This is a genomic window from Lachnospira eligens (assembly GCF_009680455.1).
GTDB classification, from domain to species: Bacteria; Bacillota; Clostridia; order Lachnospirales; family Lachnospiraceae; genus Lachnospira; species Lachnospira eligens_A.
In genome coordinates this window covers 287,781-305,876 of the sequence record NZ_WKRD01000004.1, presented here as the reverse complement: position 1 = coordinate 305,876, position 18,096 = coordinate 287,781, and the positions used below count along the sequence as shown (strand labels likewise).

Below are 18,096 nucleotides of genomic sequence, written 5' to 3'. Positions count from 1 at the left end.
GCCTTTGCATTATCCAAATCATTCTTATCCGGATGTCCTTTTGATATGCCTCCAATAAGTTTGAATGGTCCAAATGTGTCAAATCCCTTACAAGAAAATTCTCCCACAATTCTTCCCTGCTTTTCTTTTACAATTTTCTTTATAGAATCAAAGACCGGCTTTCCTCCATAAGTACACATAAGAAAAACATCCTTATTCTCTGGAAGATTTACTTCTGCAAAGTTAATTACGGACTGATGCATCTTGCCAAAATAAATACCAGAAGCAAAACCTATAAGATCATACCCTGATAAGTCCTTTTCAGTAATCTTAGTTGCATCAACTACATCAATATCATTTTCAGCTGCTATTGCACATACCAGCTCTTTTGTATTATTGTGATGAACCGACGCGTATATAATAACTGTTTTCATATCTGCTTCACTCCATTATTTCTTAGTTTAAAATCCAATCTCATCTGGTGCCACAGGACATTTCCATGAGTAGATTTATCAGTTATACCCTCATCAAACATAAGCCAGAAATGATTCCCAAAATATTTTATTCTTTGCTCAAATTCTTCTTTAGTTGCTGCCTCTAAGACAGGAAAACATACAGATTCAACCGATGCAATATCGTCTAAATCAGCCATTGTTGCATATCTTATATTCACAATCATTCCTTCTTTACTATTGCTTTTTACATTTAGTTCTTATTCATATATTACAATATTTTGCTTAAATACTCTGCCGGAACAGCCTTCGTAAGCCATACTCCATTTACAGATAAGAAAAACTCATATCCGTCATCTGCCATCTTTCCGGCTGCCACCCTATACACCACAGGCTTTCCGTGCCTGCTGCCTACCTTAACTGCTGTATCAGTATCCTTTGATAAATGAACATATAACCGGCTCTTTGAAAGTAATCCTTCTTTATCGATTGATGAAACAAACTTTTCTCCCGTTCCATGGTAAAGAAACTCTGGAGGAGTTTTCTTTTCAAGTTCAACATCAACAGGTATTGAATGTCCCTGGTTTGCTCTGATTAAGGTCTTATCTTCATTAAATGAATACCGCTGCTTGTTGTCAGTTCTTACAATTTCTTCAAGCATCTTCATATCAAATGGTCTTGTTTTACTTATACCTGATATCAACTCAGATACATCTGCCCAGCCATGTTCATCAAGCTTGATTCCTATTGTTTCCGGCTTGTGCCGCAAAATAAGACTTAAAAATTTGCTTGTATCCGTTAATCCCATTTTTATATCCCCTTAAGTTTTCTTTTATAGCTTCCTGCAAGGCAGATACTGCACATTATATGCGTATTTCTAATACTCTTTACTCAATCACATACTCGTACATTCTAAACTGCCTGTTTCCAACTACCTCATAAAAAATGTTTTCAGTACTTACATATTTAAAACCAGCTCTGATATATAACTTGTCGGCTAGTGTGTTCTTATCTATTACATCAAGATGAATGGCTTCAATGTTTTCTAACTTAGCATATGATATTAAGTTTTTTACAAACTGAGTAGCAAGACCCATACCGCGGTACTCATATCGCACTGCGAGAGCATGGATTATCCATACATTATTATCTCTTTCATTTACTTTCCACGCTACCCTTTTATACTCTTTATTAGAATTACTGTTAACTATGGCACACGCCTTAATAATTCCTTCATCTCTTAATACGAACAACTCTTTCTGTACAATACCGGCCATTATAAAATCTGCTGAAGGATGTTCTCCCTTTTTCCAGTCAGGAAAAGAAGGTTCTTCTTTGCTTTTGTCTATCAGATTCCAGTAGAGATTTTCTATCTCATTAAAATCCTCCAGGCATGCTAATTCAAAATTCATATATCTGTCTCCTAATTTTTATTTAACTCCAGCTCTTCCAGACATCCGGCTGGTATCCGAGTGTTGATGCTTTTCCATTTCTTACAACAGGAGTTTTAATAACTGAAGGATTTTCCAGTACTTTTTCAAGTTTATCTTCATCAGCTGTGTATTTTATAAGCGCAAGCAGATCTTTGTCTTTTCCATCCCAGTTAATCATTCCCTGTAACCCGCCATTAACCTGAGCCACAGAATTAAACTCCCCCTTGCTCATTCCTTTTTCCTTCATATCTATAAACTGGTACTTTATGCCTCTTTCCTTAAAGAAACGCTCTGCCTTCTTTGTATCATTGCATTTCTTAGTTCCAAATATCTGTATATTCACAATAGTTTCCTCCAAAATTTATTAATCTTTTCCTGCATTTTCCTGTAGCAGCTTTTCCACTATTCTCTCAAAAGAGGCTTCAAAGTTATAATCATCCTTATCACTTCTTTTTCTTGGTCCTTTCATGTGGTTTTTACTGCTTGCCCGCCTTGCCTTCTTACTTATATGTCTCTCCATTAACATAAGATCAATATTTTCATTTGTATACCATTTCCCGGACTGATGAATGGCATATGCACCCTTACTTAATGCCATGGCAGCTACACCATAGTCCTGCGTAACTACCAGATCACCCATCTTACAAAGACTTATTAACTTAAAATCAACCGCATCAGCTCCAGCTCCCACATATACCACTTCTGAATAGTCTGATGTAAGATAGTGGTTAGTATCACACAAAAGCGTTACGGCAATATTATGACTCTTAGCTATTCTTTCAACTATCCCAATCACAGGGCATGCGTCAGCATCTACATATATATGCATACTCTTATCTCTTTCATTTACAATCAATTGTTATATACATTTAGGAACTTTCTCTATTTCATTCCCACAGATAACTTATACCAGCGTTTTATATATGGATCATCAAAAAGCTCAAGGTCGTTTTCTATAAGTCTCACGAAAAGATCGGTAAGCCCGTCATACTCATTAATGTCTCCTGTAGGATACAGTTTCCAGTTTAGCTGCTCTAATGTCCAGTTACTCTTAACAGAATTATGAAGCATTGAAGTTGTTGCATAATTAGACGGGTTATCCTCTCCTCCAAGGGCAATAGGAACGATGTGGTCAATTGTTGGGACCAGCTCCCAGTAGGCACTGTGACACTCCTCCATCTTCCAATGGCTCTGATATGGAAATGCATCCGGCATGTATGAAAAGCAGACTGCTAAGATAATTCCATTCCGTAGCATTGATATTTTTGAAAATGCCGTATCAGCCGGAACCGGTAACTTCCTTGTAGACGGACCGAAAGAGACTGTACGCATAGATGAATCTATCCTGCCGGAAGATACTACTTTCGGTGTCCGCATTAGTGGTGACAGTATGGAACCTGAATTCCACGATGGTCAGATTGCATGGGTATTACAACAGGAATCTGTTGCTAATGGAGAAATCGGCATCTTCGCTCTAAACGGAGAAGCCTACATCAAGAAATTACAAAACGATAAAGACGGAATTTTCCTTATCTCGCTTAATGAAAAGTATGCACCTATCAAGGTTGGAGAAAACGACCGCTTAGACATATTTGGAAAAGTTCTTGAAAAATCTAATGCTTCTGCTATCACAGGACATTGCTGATAAAATTGCAAGTCCTTTTTATTGGACACATTATTTTGCATAATTGAAAATAAGAAAATATCTATAGAACTGAAAGAAGGGATTTTTATGGCAGTTACTAATAATATCAGAGAAATCCGGGAACAGCGTGGCATTTACCAGGATGACCTTGCCGCTGCTATCGGATACAGCACCAAAACTGTCGGCAGGATAGAACGTGGGGACAGCACCCCATCTGCCGAATTTATGCTGCGGATATCAAAGTACTTTAATATGCTGGTCGAAGATGTATTCCATGTGGAAGATTGAGCTGTGTATTTTATCCAGCTCAATCTTCCGCTCCCTGTAAATGAGAATTTGTCCGCTCCTTTATATAAAATAATTCCATTTTTCAGAACTACTAACTATTTTTCTTATCTAAATGACATTGATTATCTAATTAACTACATTATTTTCTGTCTAAAATATCCATAAATTCGTCACCTGTAATTGTTTCCTTATTCATAAATTTATCAGGAAGCATAAAACGCTCTACCGCTGACTGTGATATCCTCAGTGTATCATTCTTCAAATCTATAATATACAGATAATCATCCATACAAGGTGCAATTAAGTCAATCACACTTCCTGCTTCCCGCTCGTCAAGTATTTTATATGCATCAAAAGCCATCATCAAAATTCACCTTCCATTATATTACTCTTCAATGTCTGAGATTTTGAATTTCGCTATCATTTCACTCAGATTTTCTGATTCACTGCTCATCTGCTGGCTCGCAGCCGCACACTCCTGTGATGTTGCTGAATTGGTCTGTACAACATCATTGATCTGCTCAATTCCTTCGTTAATCTGCTTGATCTCACTGGTCTGGGTCTCAAGTGTATCAGCTATATTAATCACCTCTTTTGTAATTACCTTAGAGTTCTCTGCTACTTCTTCAAGCTGTGAGGCTGTCTGCTCTGCAATATTCATGCCTTTTTCAACAGCCTGCACAGATGCCTCTATAAGCGCAGCTGATTCCTTTACAGCCTGTGCACTTTGATCGGCAAGAATATTTACCTGATTTGCCACAACCGCAAAGCCTTTTCCTGCCTCCCCTGCCCTTGCCGCCTCAATAGAAGCATTTAATGCAAGCAGGTTGGTCTGTGATGCAATATCATTAATAGTTGATATAATCTGATCTATCTGTTTAGAGGCTTCGTTTATTTCATGCATAGATGCAACCATCTCCTGCATCTTTCCATTGCTTTCCCAAATTGCACCTCCAAGTTCGTCCACTTTTCCACTGATTTCCTTTGCACTCTTTGAATTCTGCTCCACCTGTTCTGAAACTCCCGCAACTGTCGCTGTCAGTTCCTCTACAACCGCAGCCTGATTGGTTGCACCGTCTGCAAGGTCATTTGAGCTTGCAGCTACCTGCTCTGCCGCACTTGAAACCTCGCTTGATACATGCTGGATTCCCTTTATGGTGACTGCCATACTTTTTTCAAATTCCATAAATGAATTTAAAATACCTACAAAATCGCCTTTCCACTCTACTTCCGGCTGTGCATCAAAATGTCCGTCCGCAAAGAGCTTCATCGACCTGTCTATATCATCCACATATGAGCCGAGAATACGGATAGACTTTCTCATGCTGTGTGCCAATCTACCGATTTCATCCTCTGAATGGTACTCAAGTGTGCTGTGAAGATTTCCTTCTGTCAGCTCCTTTGCCACATCCTCGATTGCATGTAACGGCTCAAGGATTGTATCAAGCACGATCTTTCCTGTTCTCTTTGTCAACCGCCATGCACATGTCAGACAGATAATGATGACTATGAGTCCGACTGCAGCACATACGTATGTACTTACAACTGCCTGAAGGCTTCTTTCGTCAGTCAGCTTGTCGATTTCCTTTGCAAGCTCAACAGTTTTATTTAACTTTGGTGTACACTCATTGATAATCTGATCAACAGCCCCATCCTTCTGTCCGGCTTTAATCTTATCCATGATTGAGTATCCGGTATTCGCCCAGTCAGAAAGAGCCTTTGAATATTCATTATACTGATTCTCCGGAACAACACCTGATTTTTTTATTGTTTTTAACTGCACATCAATATCCTCGAGCAAAGTTTTTGCACCCTGCTCATAATCTTCATACGTAGACTGGTCAGGATTAAGTGCCATCTCTCTTACATTTCTTGCCGCTGAAGTTACATTTATTCTACATACCTTAACCGCCTGATCAGAAGCATTTACCTTGTTTACATAGTTTAACATATTGAAAAACAACACACCAATGACCGCAATCGAAAGCAGTCCCGAAATAAGCATCATGGTAATAACCATTTTGTAACCATAGTTGATTCTTTTACCCAAATGCATGTTTTCCAATTTCTTTTTCATCGCACCTTTTTTTGAAGACATAATTTGTTATTTCCTCCTATCTTATGATACCTTTTGACTCTTTAATCATATTATTATTTATACTCAAGTCCGAATTCATCAGACTAATTTAATATAGTACTTTTTTCTAAGGACACAATACTGTATTCTCAATAATCTTTATGTGAATCTTTCTATTAAATATGTGGATTTGCACAAAATGGTATAATTTTTCGTAATCCCCCTTAAAATACATATTTTACGAACTGTTTGTATTTTTGGTCAGTTTTGCAAACTTGAATTTGTCCGCTCCTTTATATAAAATAATTCCATTTTTCAGAACTACTAACTATTTTTCTTATCTAAATGACATTGATTATCTAATTAACTACATTATTTTCTGTCTAAAATATCCATAAATTCGTCACCTGTAATTGTTTCCTTCTCATACAGGTACATAGCCAGTTCGTCCAGTTTTTCCCTGTTTTCAGCAAGGATTTTTCTTGCTTTTTCATGCTCTGCTTTTACGAGATGCACGACTTTTTCATCAATTTCCTTCTGTGTATCTGCAGAACAGGAAAGAGACGTATCGCCGCCAAGATACTGGTTGGTCACGTTTTCCATTGCCACCATGTCGAATTCATCTGTCATGCCGTAGCGGGTGATCATCGCTCTTGCAATTTTTGTTGCCTGTTCGATATCATTGGAGGCTCCGGTCGTGATCTCACCAAATACGATCTCCTCTGCCGCACGTCCGCCTGTAAATGTAGCAATCTTATTCTCAAGTTCTTTTTTCGTCATCAGATATTTATCACCCTGCTCAACCTGCATAGTGTAGCCGAGTGCACCTGAGGTACGCGGGATGATTGTAATCTTCTGGACCGGTGCTGAATGACTCTGTAATGCAGCTACCAGAGCGTGTCCGATCTCATGATATGCAACAACCTTCTTCTCTTGATCTGAAAGAACCGCATTCTTCTTCTGATATCCTGCAATAACCACTTCTATACTTTCTTCGAGATCAGATTCATTTACAACGGTCCTTCCATTACGGACAGCACGTAATGCTGCTTCATTTATAATATTGGCAAGCTCCGCACCGGATGCCCCCGATGCCATACGTGCAATCGTATGCAGGTCAACATCATCAGATGCTTTTATCTTCTTTGCATGAACCTTTAAAATTGCTTCACGGCCTGCAAGATCCGGCAGTTCAACCGGCACACGTCTGTCAAAACGTCCCGGACGTGTAAGTGCCGGATCTAACGACTCCGGACGGTTCGTTGCAGCAAGAATGATGACACCATTATTTCCTTCAAATCCATCCATCTCTGTAAGAAGCTGATTTAAGGTCTGCTCCCTCTCATCATTTCCGCCCATTTGTCCGTCACGCTTTTTACCAATGGCATCAATTTCATCAATAAACACGATACATGGTGCCTTTTCCTTTGCCTGTCTGAAAAGATCTCGAACCTTGGAAGCTCCCATACCGACAAACATCTCTACGAATTCTGATCCGGACATTGAGAAAAATGGTACATTTGATTCACCTGCAACTGCTTTTGCAAGCATTGTTTTACCAGTTCCCGGAGGTCCTACAAGAAGGACACCTTTTGGCATAGACGCACCTACATCGGTATACTTCTTCGGATTGTGAAGATAATCAACGATCTCTGAAAGGTTTTCTTTCGCCTCATCTTCTCCTGCAACGTCTGAAAAACGGATTCCCTCACTGGATTGCACATAAATCTTCGCATTGCTTTTTCCCATTCCAAAAGCCATCGAATTTTTTCCTCCGGCATGCTCCATCAGTTTCTTCGCCATATAATTTCCCAGTGCTATAAAAAGGATCAATGGCAAAACCCCGGTCAGCAGGAAGCTGATGATCGGTGACATCTGCTTATCGATATCTTTTGCGAATACTGCTCCACATTCATATAGCCTGTCCGTCAGGTTCGGATCGTTCATCAGACCTGTTTTATAAATATTTTTTTGATCTTTATCTGTAAAGATGATCTGATTGTCCTTAACTTCTACTTCACCGATATTCTTCTTCTCGATCATGCTCATAAAAGTTCCATAATCCGTTTCCTTTACCTGATGCTCCATAAGGATTGGTGTGACAACCAGATTAAATACGATCAGCACTATTAACACAATCCCATAATAATATGCCAGTGGTTTTTTCGGTGTTTTAACTTCTTTCATGGTCTTTCCTCCTGTTGTTCTGCGTTATGCTTTCTCCGTGCATTTTCGTATTATTTATTCTGCCATCTGACTTCGCCCTTGGACAGAAGCGGATAACAGATCAGCTGATCTGAATCCAGATTTTCCGCATGCATGTCAACCGCTGTGATCTGATGATTATCATAAGTCGTATAATAATAAATACCTTTTGCTGTATTACAACAGGACGTGTATATCGTGATCTCATATTTGCCTTCTGTCACCTCACAGCATCCACGCTGCTGATCTACGGATCCTAAGATATGGAAGAACTGGCTTACACTCTCATCCTCTTCTTCACCGGAGATCGAATTTAATTTTGTAAAGGCAACTTTCACAAATCTTGACTGGCTGGAAAGATCTCCAGGTATTCCCATTCCACCCATTCCTCTGCTATATGCATCAAGCTGTAATACTCCTGCAAAAGTACTCTCCGGCTGTTTTCTGGATACTCCGGCATAATTATTCAGTGCAAACATCTGACTCGGGAATGGTGGATTATTGGTAAGCACTCCTACCGGATTATCATATACATGCAGCCCATCCTTCATAGACTCAACAACGATACAGGAGTCTTTGTCTGCAATGATCCAGTGAAGCTGTGCTGTCGGCAGCTGTTCACTGAATGCTGTACCTGTCAGTCTCATTGCTGCCAGCTTCTCTCTCGCCTCTGCTACAGTAGCACACTGTGTAAGGATCCATGGGATGAACTCGAACTGTGCCACCTGGCTGACTTCTGTTTCATCTTCCGGCAAAGCCTCTTCATATGCCGCATTGCCGACAAAATTAAGACCTGCCATTCCAAGGCCTTTTTCATTAACAGCATCATAATAAAGCGGATAACCTTCTGCGACAAATGCCATTCCGATCAAAGCATAATGGCTTTTTATCTTCCCGGCAAACCGGAAATCAAATTCGTAATTTCTTGGCGTTATCGTGATCTGTTCCCCATAGGAAAATTCATAATCAAGCGTTCTGCCCATATAAAAATCTTTTGTTTTGTAAGTTGCTGCTGTACACATATCGAACACCTCTTCTTTCTGCTATAATAGTCCTGCAAACAATCTCATAAACAACTGTCCGATCCGTAAATATGCACTCCGTCCTGTGCGGTACTTTTCGGTCACTTCCCTGCATTCATTCATTGTTGCTCCAAGATCATCTCTTATATCCAAAACTGTCTGACTACCATTCTACTGCATTATAAGGCAGATAAGCAATCTGTCTTTTTGTCATAAAAAACCTTATCTAAATGACATTGAATGATTTATTTTCTATCTAAAATTTTATTAAACCGACTAAAGACTCCATAGTTTGTGTGTTTGACTTACTGTTTATATCTATCTTCTCCTAAATATTTTTCTAATCATTGCAATATAAAATTGCTTATACCGTCTCTCCCTTAAGAGTCCTGGTATTCTGGATAATATACAGAGCGACCGATATGACCATCATTATAGCGCACAAACCAATCAACAGATCTGATACCATCGGTGTAATTTGGAACCATATAATATGAACCGCTGCAGTTCCATATAATAAAAAGGTTACTATCTTTCCATGCCAGTCTGCACCATGTACTTTTCCTGTCTTTCGTATCATAAGACATCCACTGACTACCATATACAGTTCCTTACCTGCCATTATTACGATTAAAAGAAGCATATGCGGAAAACGAGTAAACAGACAGATTAACATCGCTGCCTGTGTCAGCTTATCAGCCACCGGATCAAGTATTTTTCCTAAATTACTAATCCTATGGAATCTTCTTGCGATATATCCATCAGCAAGATCCGTAAGACCAGACAGCAATAAGATTTCACCAGCTAACAGAGGATTTTTCTTTACACAATAACTCCATATAATTACCGGAATCAGACAAAGCCGAAAAAAAGAAAGAAGATTAGGAACCGTAATAATTCTATTCAAATTTTCTTCCTGATTCACTTCACTCTGCATGTACGATCACATCACTTTCCTTTTTTTTAGACATAAGCCAATAAAATATAACACAAAATGCTAAAGCAAATACAACACCAAAAACATTTTGAATCACTCTAAGACTAACCGCTCCTTGTAGTCCATAAGTCTCTGCAGCAATGGCTAAAGCACCAAATGTGTTAAATACTGCCTGCCAGCCATATTGTGCTGAAAATCCTACACCGATTCCTCCAAGAATTCCTATATATGCATAGATTGACGAAGGAAGCAGAAAATATAACACTGTAAAACATATAACACCTGCAATATTTCCGACAATCCTTTTATGGACTCTGTAGTGCATATCTTCCATAAATGGCAAAATCGCTGACATGGCCGCAATACCAGCCCACATTGCACGTGGCATATTACAAAGTTCTGCAATGCAAAGGACAATCGGCACGCATAAAATCTGACATATCTGCCATTTTGTTCTGGAAGAAGTGATATCAAATTCTTGTATCAGATCTTTCAGATTTCTTTTATAAGTTCTGTTTTTATGATTTCGATAAAATACGAAGCAGGTAAGTGCTGCACCTAAAGCCATTCCGACTAATCGCATCTGATAGCTTTTTCCCGTAACATCATAACCATATAGCAGTAGATACCCAAGAACCAATGTAGATTGATTAAACATGAATGGATTATGGCATCCGAACAGAATCAACACAGCCAGTGCCGCAATATTTAACAGCATTCCCAATACCGGTGAAAACTGATTTGCTAAATGCGGACATACAGTCATAATTACAAAGAACAAAGCCAAAAGCATCGTAGATTGTCCGGTGTGGATCCCCAGATCCGCATTCCGAAATACCATAAGGCATAATAAAACTACTACACCCACAATACTATTCTCATTTCCAAATAAGATACTGAAAATAGTAACAAATAAAAAACAAAATGCCATTGTAACAGCTATCTTTACCAAATATACCAGTATATGATATGATTTTTCTTTCACTGTTTCACTCTTTTTCAACAGATTTTTAGAACCTGCCTGATTTAACTGCAATTCCTGATAAAATGTCATGTAATTCCTCCTCTATCTGTTTTTCTTAAACTTATATGGCCTCATCTTTCTGTATTGGAAGCTCTACAACAAATCTGCATCCACCATATTCACGGTTTTCTGCTTTGATTGTTCCTCCGGCACTATCTACAATCCGTTTTACAAGTGCAAGACCTAGGCCATTTCCTTCTGCTTTATGAGATCCATCTACCTGATAGAACTTGTCAAATATTCTGGATTTTACATCATCCTCTATTCCTGGTCCTTCATCTTCCAGAATGAACTTAACAGAATCCTGTTCTTGTTTCAGAAACATCGTAATTGTCCCCTTTGAAGGGCTGAACTTAATCGCATTATCCAAAAGATTTATCCAGATATGCATAAAAAGTCCTTCATTCCCAGTATATTTAACTTCCTCCAGCTCTACCTGAAAACCAATTTCTTTTTCTGTCCATTTTGTCTCCAGGGAAAGAAATGCCTGACGGATCTGTTCATCCAGACGATATTCTGTTTTTTTCATTGGTATGTTCTGATTCTCTAACTTGGATAACAGCAAAATATTTCCAACCAATCCGGAAAGCCTTTGGGTGTTAAATAAGATTTTTTCTACATATTCCTCTTGCTCCGGAGACAGTTCTTCTCCCTGAAGCAGCATTGTATATCCTTCAATGGCATTAATCGGGGTCTTAAACTCATGAGAAACATTAGATACAAAATCCATCTGCAGCACCTCTGTTGCACGAAGTTCTTTTGTCATCACATTAAAACTCTGATAAGATTCTCCAACTTCTGCTATACGGCTGATCGTTTCCAAATGCTGTTCAAAATCTCCCCGAGAAACTTCCTTCATTGCTTTACTAAGCCTAGTAATTGGTTCCAGTAACTTTGCATTAATAAAGGAAGTGATCAGCCCTGCAATCAATGTATTGAAAATCAAAAGCCAGCCAAGCACAGGTATACTGCCCGGCAGATTAAAAAAATGATTCAAAATAGCAAATAATAAAGCAGATATAACTGTTGAAAATACAAGTGCCAGCCAGATTGCACCAGTCAGACAGGATCGGATCCGCAATCCTTTTTCTTTCTTTTGTTCCATTATTTTTTCACCACCTTGTATCCAATTCCACGCATTGTTACGATTTCAAAATCAGGGTTATCTTTAAAACGCTCTCTGATTCTTCCTATATGTACCTCTATCGTATGTGGGTCTGCCTCCGTCTCGTATCCCCATACTTCATCCATCAACTGTTGTTTTGTAAATGTTCTGTCTGGCGAAGCTGCAAGCTTATATAAAAGCAGGAATTCTTTTTTAGGCAAAACAAGACTTTCCTTATCAGTTGTAACCGTCATTGCATCATAATCAAACTCTGTTGAACCGATCACAATTTTGTGTTCATTCAGTATCTGTGCACGGCGAAGCAGTGCTCCGACTCTTAAAACCATTTCATTCACATTTACCGGTTTTACCATATAATCGTCACTTCCCGAAAGAAATCCCTGGCGCATATCATCAAAGGAACCTTTCGCAGTGATCATAAGCACTGGTATCTGATATCCTGCTGAACGAAGTTCTGACACCAGTTCATAGCCATCCATAACCGGCATCATAATATCAGAAATGATCAGATCAATATATTCCTTATCCAATACTTCTAATGCCTGTGCTCCATCCGATGCACTTTTGACTTGATATCCATTCTTCTCAAGCACTTTTTGGAATAGCTGGCTTAATTCTTTATCATCTTCTACAAGCAATATTTTAAACACGTTTTCCTTCCTCCTTATTAAAACAGATACCTTGCCCATCCAAGCAGATGCTGTACCAAAAATATTTTTCTCTGACGCTTCTTTGTCAATTCAATTGGCTCTACATGATACGGATCACGATAGGTTCCATCTTCCAATACCTGTCGGGACACTCTTTCATATTCCATCATGCCCTCTTCCAACTGTTTATTAATATCTTTACTGCGAATTACAAGCATCAGTTCCGTATCCAGATATGCACTTCTCATGTCCATATTAAAGGAACCGATTACAGACAGATCATCGTCAATCAGAATACTTTTTCCGTGGTATGAATAACCGCCTTCATATTCCCAGATATTAATTCCTGTACTTAAGATTCTATTTCTGTTTTTCGCATAATCGGTAGCCCCAAATGGATTCCCATTATTCGCAACTGAATTTGTCATGATAGAAAAATCTGAAACGTTCTCTGCAATCTCCTCCCATGTATTATACATCATATCATTACAGATAATATATGGCGTGTGGATCTTCACACGATTTTTTGCATTTTTCATCAATTCTCCCAATTGATACCACACTACTGGTTCTTTGGAACCTGTGTGAATAGGATTTGACACTAATGCAATCTTTTCTGTCTCAAAAGTTTCGTCCGTGTAATCGGTATCGCAGATTCTTTCCTTATTCTCTTCAAAATATTTCTGATAGCCGTTCTGCAGCTCTAAAACTGCGTTCTTTACAGATTTTCTATTTGCCAGTTTTTTATTGTCATGAAAATAACCACTGTCTTCTTGTTCCCATATCGTTTCAAAATACTCTAACAACTGGTTAACTGAATTTTCTTTCTTAGGTTCATCGCAAACCACTAACACGTCTCTGTCATAGTTCTTATGTCCCGGAAAATCACCCAGGAAATAATTGTATGTATTTCTTCCCCCAAGAATATATCTCTTTCGATCTGCAATCAAATATTTATCATGCATTCTACCCATCATCTTCCATGGTTTCAACGGATTGGCCTCATTATACAGTTTAATTTCAACATTCTCATGGGAAGATAATCCATAGAAATACGGATTTCCTTCCATATCAATCCAGCTCTCCATTCCATCTACTAACAGACGAATATGTACACCTCTGTCTGCCGCATCATGCAGTGCTCCTAAAATCAATTTTCCACTTTCATCGGATTTAAATGCAAAAGTAGAAAGAATAATTTCCTTTTTTGCATTCTTGATCAAACGCACTCTTTGTAAAAGCGCTTCTGGATTCTTTTCTATGATTACTGCCCGTTCTGTATTTTCACTGCATTCGTTCCATGACCCATTTTTTGTTTCTTTTTTGGTTGTATTGGACACTTCCGGCTGCTTTTTATATGCAACGCAGATTCCGATCAATTCATAAAAAGCCACACATAAAAAAATTGCCAGTATAACAAGAAGGATTTTACATATTTTATACTTTTTCATTGTACATCACCTGATTCCTTTTTATTTCATACTTATACAATACAAAGTCAATCTCAATTTAACCTCAACAAAATTTATTTTTCATAAAAAAATATGACAGGCTTCTTTTTAAAGAAACAGTCATATTTTTATTCTAATATATGAATGAGCTTTTCTTACTCCGTTTTATTAATCACTATTTTATTTCTTCCATAAGCTGTCGGATTTTTCTCAATGTACATCGTGTAACTGCCAGGTCATCTTCTTGTATATTCGATATGATTTTTTCATAAGCTTCTATCATTTTTTCTTTCTGACAATTACTTAATTCAATTGCCTTGTTCGTCAAAACAAGGTACGTTCTTTCTTTTTTCTCATCTAATTTCCAGATAATATATCCTTTATTTTCAAGACTTTTTACCATCTTAGATGTTTCTGGAATCGATAATTTCATGTATTCTGCCACTTCTGAAAGATATACTCCTTCATGACAGTCTGATTTTTCAACACATTCCTTTATACTATAAAGGAACAAATAATCTGTTCTTTCGACAAATTCAAATATGCTTTCAACATTGATGCTCTTTAAAAAAAACTCCTCTGCACTGGTTCCTGCTCCCATATTATCGTTCCTCTCTTTCTATATATTCTTTTTTGCTGACTAGACTCTTATATGCCGGGCGAATGATCTTATCTGTAGTTATCAATTCTTCCAGGCGATGTGCACTCCAACCAGCAATTCTTGCTATCGCAAATAATGGCGTGTACAATTCTCTTGGAATATTCAACATGTCATACACAAAACCACTATAGAAATCTATATTAGGACTTACTCCTTTGAATATCTGACGCTGCTTTGCAATCAACTTAGGTGCAATCTTCTCAATATTGTTATAAAGGGTCATATCTTTCTCACGTCCTTTATCCCTTGCGAGTTGTTCTACAAAGCCTTTGAACACCCTTTCTCTCGGATCGGAAATAGAATATACAGCATGTCCCATTCCATAAATAAGTCCCTTCTGATCAAACGCCTCTTTCTTCAAAATCTTACTCAGATATGATGCAATTTCCTCTTCGTCTTCATAATCTTTCACATGACTTTTAATATCATCCATCATATTCATTACCATCAGATTTGCACCGCCATGTTTTTTTCCTTTTAAGGATGACATTGCTGCTGAAATAACAGAATAAGTATCTGAACCTGAAGATGTTACTACCCGTGTAGTGAATGTAGAATTGTTACCACCACCATGTTCCATATGTAACAATAATGCTATATCCAGTACTCTTGCTTCCAGTTCTGTGAATTTTGTATCTGGTCTTAATAGGCGCAAGAAATTTTCAGCAATAGATAAATCTTTTTCAGGTCTATGAATATACATACTTTCGTTTTTTTCATAATGACAATAAGCATGGTATGCATATACTGCTAACATAGGAAATACTGCGATCAACTGCATACTCTGCCTTAGCACATTCGGAATTTCAAGACTTTCTTTCTCCTTATCGTAAGAGCCCAATGTAAGAATACTTCGAGTCATAGAACCCATAATATCTGATGTAGGTGCTTTCATAATGACATCTCTGGTAAAGTTAGTCGGTAGTTCCATACAATCAGATAGTCTTCCCTGAAATTCCATTAACTGTGTATCAGTTGGCAATTCTCCGAATAAAAGAAGATATGCTCCTTCTTCAAAGACAAACCTTTTTCCTTTACTTCCTGTTACTAAATCTTTTATATTATAACCACGATAAGATAACTCGCCATCACATGGACTCTTTACTCCATCATGATATTCAAAAGCTTTTATATCAGAAATATTTGTAAGCCCCGTCAACACACCTTGGCCTTTTTCATCTCGTAAGCCTCTTTTTACACCATACTCTGAATACAGATTCTTACTAATGCTATCATTTTGTTCACAAAAAATTGCTTGCCGTTTCATATAATTTTCCAAATTGCTCATTTGAATCGCTCCTTTCATTCTGTTACGAACTTACATACTATACTCAGATATTCTTGTTTCCAGAGCATTCAGCATTGTCTGTTCTTATTCTTATTCATTAGCAATACAATACAATGGAAAACTCAATTTAACCTCAACAAGGTTTGTTTTTTCATCCATGCAAAATCTTCTTTGTACAACAGACTGTTAGATATAGCAAAAACGGCCTTTCAAAAACAGTTAACTTCTAAATCAACTGTTTTTTGAAAGGTCGTTTCATCAGATTCTTATAGCAATCCAGCAAATAATCTCATAAATAATTGTCCCAGTCGCAAATATGCACTTCGTCCGGTTTGATATTGGTCTGTCACATCACGACATTCTCCCATCGTTCTTATCAGATCATTTTTTATATCCACAACTGCCTGACAATCTGCCATAAAACAGCCGTTTTCAAAATGGTGATATAAACTTCGATAATCCAGATTAATTGTTCCACAAGTTGCCATACAGTCATCTGCCACACTCATTTTTGCATGACAGAAACCAGGAGTCCACTCATAAACACGAACACCATGTTTAACTAATCCATGATAAAAAGAACGAGTTATATTATAAATGAATTTTTTATCAGGGATACCAGGTGTGATAATTCTTACGTCTACCCCTCGCTTAGCAGCCAGACATAACGCATGCGTCATTTCATCTGTTATGATTAGATACGGAGTCATAAACCAACAATATTTTTCAGCTTTATTTATCATACTGATATAAACTTCTTCTCCTACTTGTTCATTATCTATAGGGCTGTCTGCATAAGGTTGAACAAACCCAGTTTGCTGTGCCGCATAATCATAGTGGAAAAGGTATTTACTAAAATCAGGATCATTAGCATCCTTAGCACTTACTGCATTCCACATTTCCAAAAATGTCACCGTAAGCGACTGAACAGCATCTCCTTCTAAACGAATACCTGTATCTTTCCACTGTCCATACGGGTGTGTGTAATTAAAATATTCGTTTGCTAGATTATATCCACCTGTAAATCCGACTTTTCCATCAATAACTGTTATTTTTCTATGATCACGATTGTTCAAAAACAGATTTAAACCTGGCATAAACGGATTGAATACACGGCAATGAATTCCTATTGCCTCCATCTTTTTCACAAAATCTGTGTTAATAAAGCCTATAGAACCCATATCATCGTAGAGTACTCTAACTTCCACACCTGCTTTTACTCGCTCTTCCAGAACATCTTGAATCTTATGCCATGCTTCAGCGTCTTCTATCGCATGATATTCCATAAAGATAAACTTCTGTGCTTTCTCCAAATCCTTAAGCTGTGCCTCTAATCCTTTCACTGCTTCATCAAAATACACAATATCCGTATTCTGATAGATTGGATACTGCGAATTTCTTTGTATGTAACTTGCTATATTTCCTGCTTTCGGAATTGTTTCTTTTATTCTGCTCAAACACTCCTGACTGTCCGGAAGCATTGGTAACAATTTGCTATCAATTTCTGCATATCGCTCACGCATTTTATGTGTGCCACCATTCAAACCAATCAGCAAATACAGGCCTACACCCATAATTGGGAAAATTAGAATTAAGATGACCCAAGGCATTTTCATAGAGGATGTCTTATTTGATGCGTACAATCCCAAAACCAAGATTCCACTCAAAATCCTTGTAAATAAATTTATGATTTCTGCATATTCATTCAAGCGTGTTACGATAGTAATAATAAAAATCACTTCCAGAAGAATGCAGATTATGGAAAAACACAGCCGTTTTACCCCATTTTTTGTTTTTGCTTTGCCCTCTAAAGTATCTTGTTTCATATATATTCCACCTTCCTACTTGCTCAGTTTTC

Annotated in this window: 21 protein-coding genes; 2 read left to right on the top strand and 19 right to left on the bottom strand. The window is 37.8% G+C overall.

Translation table 11 applies throughout. The annotated features are described in order from the left end of the window. From GKE48_RS07150 to GKE48_RS07120, 7 genes are all read right to left on the bottom strand, one after another. Window positions 1-413: flavodoxin family protein (locus GKE48_RS07150; protein WP_154300750.1), on the bottom strand; the 413-nt coding region annotated here is incomplete at its 3' end. Next, window positions 410-658, bottom strand: a complete 249-nt coding sequence (locus tag GKE48_RS07145; RefSeq protein ID WP_012740910.1) for a hypothetical protein — start codon at window positions 656-658, stop codon at window positions 410-412. The genes GKE48_RS07150 and GKE48_RS07145, both read right to left, overlap by 4 nt. Before the next feature lie 44 nt (window positions 659-702). Next, window positions 703-1,239 (bottom strand): RNA 2'-phosphotransferase, encoded by a 537-nt coding sequence (locus GKE48_RS07140; protein WP_154300749.1) that lies wholly within the window; start codon window positions 1,237-1,239, stop codon window positions 703-705. Window positions 1,240-1,318: 79 nt separating this feature from the next. Beyond that, window positions 1,319-1,843, bottom strand: coding sequence for a GNAT family N-acetyltransferase (locus GKE48_RS07135; RefSeq protein ID WP_154300748.1), 525 nt, complete (start codon window positions 1,841-1,843; stop codon window positions 1,319-1,321). Window positions 1,844-1,865: 22 nt separating this feature from the next. Next, a complete protein-coding gene (locus tag GKE48_RS07130) occupies window positions 1,866-2,207 on the bottom strand; it encodes an arsenate reductase family protein (protein ID WP_119212479.1) in 342 nt (113 codons plus the stop codon). Window positions 2,208-2,228: 21 nt separating this feature from the next. Further along, on the bottom strand, window positions 2,229-2,693 hold the full coding sequence (locus GKE48_RS07125) for a YaiI/YqxD family protein (RefSeq protein WP_154300746.1): 465 nt from the start codon (window positions 2,691-2,693) through the stop codon (window positions 2,229-2,231). Window positions 2,694-2,746: 53 nt separating this feature from the next. Continuing rightward, complete coding sequence (locus tag GKE48_RS07120) at window positions 2,747-3,079, bottom strand: HNH endonuclease (RefSeq protein ID WP_154300745.1); 333 nt, start codon at window positions 3,077-3,079, stop codon at window positions 2,747-2,749. Here GKE48_RS07120 and GKE48_RS07115 point away from each other — a divergent pair. Next, window positions 3,078-3,509, top strand: a complete 432-nt coding sequence (locus GKE48_RS07115) for a S24 family peptidase (RefSeq protein ID WP_082413995.1) — start codon at window positions 3,078-3,080, stop codon at window positions 3,507-3,509. The genes GKE48_RS07120 and GKE48_RS07115 overlap by 2 nt on opposite strands. Window positions 3,510-3,596: 87 nt before the next feature. Beyond that, on the top strand, window positions 3,597-3,797 hold the full coding sequence (locus GKE48_RS07110; RefSeq protein WP_004611564.1) for a helix-turn-helix transcriptional regulator: 201 nt from the start codon (window positions 3,597-3,599) through the stop codon (window positions 3,795-3,797). Window positions 3,798-3,936: 139 nt separating this feature from the next. Here the strand turns inward: GKE48_RS07110 and GKE48_RS07105 are convergent, their stop codons facing one another. The 12 genes from GKE48_RS07105 to cls form a co-directional block, all read right to left on the bottom strand. Further along, window positions 3,937-4,161, bottom strand: coding sequence for a hypothetical protein (locus tag GKE48_RS07105; protein WP_055214597.1), 225 nt, complete (start codon window positions 4,159-4,161; stop codon window positions 3,937-3,939). 21 nt (window positions 4,162-4,182) lie between these two features. Continuing rightward, on the bottom strand, window positions 4,183-5,895 hold the full coding sequence (locus GKE48_RS07100) for a methyl-accepting chemotaxis protein (protein ID WP_012740919.1): 1,713 nt from the start codon (window positions 5,893-5,895) through the stop codon (window positions 4,183-4,185). A gap of 351 nt (window positions 5,896-6,246) precedes the next feature. Then, window positions 6,247-8,061, bottom strand: coding sequence for an ATP-dependent zinc metalloprotease FtsH (ftsH, locus tag GKE48_RS07095; RefSeq protein ID WP_154300744.1), 1,815 nt, complete (start codon window positions 8,059-8,061; stop codon window positions 6,247-6,249). Window positions 8,062-8,111: 50 nt separating this feature from the next. Beyond that, window positions 8,112-9,101 (bottom strand): choloylglycine hydrolase, encoded by a 990-nt coding sequence (bsh, locus tag GKE48_RS07090; RefSeq protein WP_008396540.1) that lies wholly within the window; start codon window positions 9,099-9,101, stop codon window positions 8,112-8,114. A gap of 364 nt (window positions 9,102-9,465) precedes the next feature. Then, window positions 9,466-10,038 carry a CDP-alcohol phosphatidyltransferase family protein gene (locus GKE48_RS07085; protein ID WP_119211736.1) on the bottom strand — a complete coding sequence of 191 codons (573 nt, stop codon included), beginning with the start codon at window positions 10,036-10,038 and terminating at the stop codon, window positions 9,466-9,468. Then, complete coding sequence (locus GKE48_RS07080) at window positions 10,028-11,092, bottom strand: FUSC family protein (protein WP_154300743.1); 1,065 nt, start codon at window positions 11,090-11,092, stop codon at window positions 10,028-10,030. Before GKE48_RS07080 ends, GKE48_RS07085 begins: the two co-directional genes overlap by 11 nt. Before the next feature lie 31 nt (window positions 11,093-11,123). After that, complete coding sequence (locus GKE48_RS07075; protein WP_154300742.1) at window positions 11,124-12,167, bottom strand: HAMP domain-containing sensor histidine kinase; 1,044 nt, start codon at window positions 12,165-12,167, stop codon at window positions 11,124-11,126. After that, window positions 12,167-12,877: a response regulator transcription factor gene (locus GKE48_RS07070; RefSeq protein ID WP_154300741.1), complete on the bottom strand. Its 711-nt coding sequence runs from the start codon at window positions 12,875-12,877 to the stop codon at window positions 12,167-12,169. The genes GKE48_RS07075 and GKE48_RS07070 overlap by 1 nt, the downstream gene beginning before the upstream one ends. Then, a complete protein-coding gene (locus GKE48_RS07065) occupies window positions 12,856-14,289 on the bottom strand; it encodes a phospholipase D family protein (RefSeq protein WP_154300740.1) in 1,434 nt (477 codons plus the stop codon). Before GKE48_RS07065 ends, GKE48_RS07070 begins: the two co-directional genes overlap by 22 nt. Window positions 14,290-14,464: 175 nt before the next feature. Further along, window positions 14,465-14,890 carry a MarR family winged helix-turn-helix transcriptional regulator gene (locus GKE48_RS07060; RefSeq protein ID WP_006858455.1) on the bottom strand — a complete coding sequence of 142 codons (426 nt, stop codon included), beginning with the start codon at window positions 14,888-14,890 and terminating at the stop codon, window positions 14,465-14,467. A gap of 1 nt (window position 14,891) precedes the next feature. Then, window positions 14,892-16,256, bottom strand: a complete 1,365-nt coding sequence (locus GKE48_RS07055) for a citrate/2-methylcitrate synthase (protein WP_012740927.1) — start codon at window positions 16,254-16,256, stop codon at window positions 14,892-14,894. 248 nt (window positions 16,257-16,504) lie between these two features. Further along, window positions 16,505-18,064 carry a cardiolipin synthase gene (gene cls / locus GKE48_RS07050; RefSeq protein WP_154300739.1) on the bottom strand — a complete coding sequence of 520 codons (1,560 nt, stop codon included), beginning with the start codon at window positions 18,062-18,064 and terminating at the stop codon, window positions 16,505-16,507. Between the last annotated feature and the right edge of the window lie 32 nt (window positions 18,065-18,096).

Coding starts and splice junctions, on each gene's coding strand:
- GKE48_RS07085 (WP_119211736.1), bottom strand. CDS start 10,038: ATGCAGAGTGAAGTGAATCAGGAAGAAAATTTGAATAGAATTATTACG.
- GKE48_RS07125 (WP_154300746.1), bottom strand. CDS start 2,693: ATGCATATATATGTAGATGCTGACGCATGCCCTGTGATTGGGATAGTT.
- GKE48_RS07065 (WP_154300740.1), bottom strand. CDS start 14,289: ATGAAAAAGTATAAAATATGTAAAATCCTTCTTGTTATACTGGCAATT.
- GKE48_RS07075 (WP_154300742.1), bottom strand. CDS start 12,167: ATGGAACAAAAGAAAGAAAAAGGATTGCGGATCCGATCCTGTCTGACT.
- GKE48_RS07055 (WP_012740927.1), bottom strand. CDS start 16,256: ATGAAAGGAGCGATTCAAATGAGCAATTTGGAAAATTATATGAAACGG.
- cls (WP_154300739.1), bottom strand. CDS start 18,064: ATGAAACAAGATACTTTAGAGGGCAAAGCAAAAACAAAAAATGGGGTA.
- ftsH (WP_154300744.1), bottom strand. CDS start 8,061: ATGAAAGAAGTTAAAACACCGAAAAAACCACTGGCATATTATTATGGG.
- GKE48_RS07120 (WP_154300745.1), bottom strand. CDS start 3,079: ATGCCGGATGCATTTCCATATCAGAGCCATTGGAAGATGGAGGAGTGT.
- GKE48_RS07070 (WP_154300741.1), bottom strand. CDS start 12,877: ATGGGCAAGGTATCTGTTTTAATAAGGAGGAAGGAAAACGTGTTTAAA.
- GKE48_RS07140 (WP_154300749.1), bottom strand. CDS start 1,239: ATGGGATTAACGGATACAAGCAAATTTTTAAGTCTTATTTTGCGGCAC.
- GKE48_RS07105 (WP_055214597.1), bottom strand. CDS start 4,161: ATGATGGCTTTTGATGCATATAAAATACTTGACGAGCGGGAAGCAGGA.
- GKE48_RS07145 (WP_012740910.1), bottom strand. CDS start 658: ATGATTGTGAATATAAGATATGCAACAATGGCTGATTTAGACGATATT.
- GKE48_RS07135 (WP_154300748.1), bottom strand. CDS start 1,843: ATGAATTTTGAATTAGCATGCCTGGAGGATTTTAATGAGATAGAAAAT.
- GKE48_RS07110 (WP_004611564.1), top strand. CDS start 3,597: ATGGCAGTTACTAATAATATCAGAGAAATCCGGGAACAGCGTGGCATT.
- GKE48_RS07080 (WP_154300743.1), bottom strand. CDS start 11,092: ATGACATTTTATCAGGAATTGCAGTTAAATCAGGCAGGTTCTAAAAAT.
- GKE48_RS07115 (WP_082413995.1), top strand. CDS start 3,078: ATGTATGAAAAGCAGACTGCTAAGATAATTCCATTCCGTAGCATTGAT.
- GKE48_RS07060 (WP_006858455.1), bottom strand. CDS start 14,890: ATGGGAGCAGGAACCAGTGCAGAGGAGTTTTTTTTAAAGAGCATCAAT.
- GKE48_RS07100 (WP_012740919.1), bottom strand. CDS start 5,895: ATGTCTTCAAAAAAAGGTGCGATGAAAAAGAAATTGGAAAACATGCAT.
- bsh (WP_008396540.1), bottom strand. CDS start 9,101: ATGTGTACAGCAGCAACTTACAAAACAAAAGATTTTTATATGGGCAGA.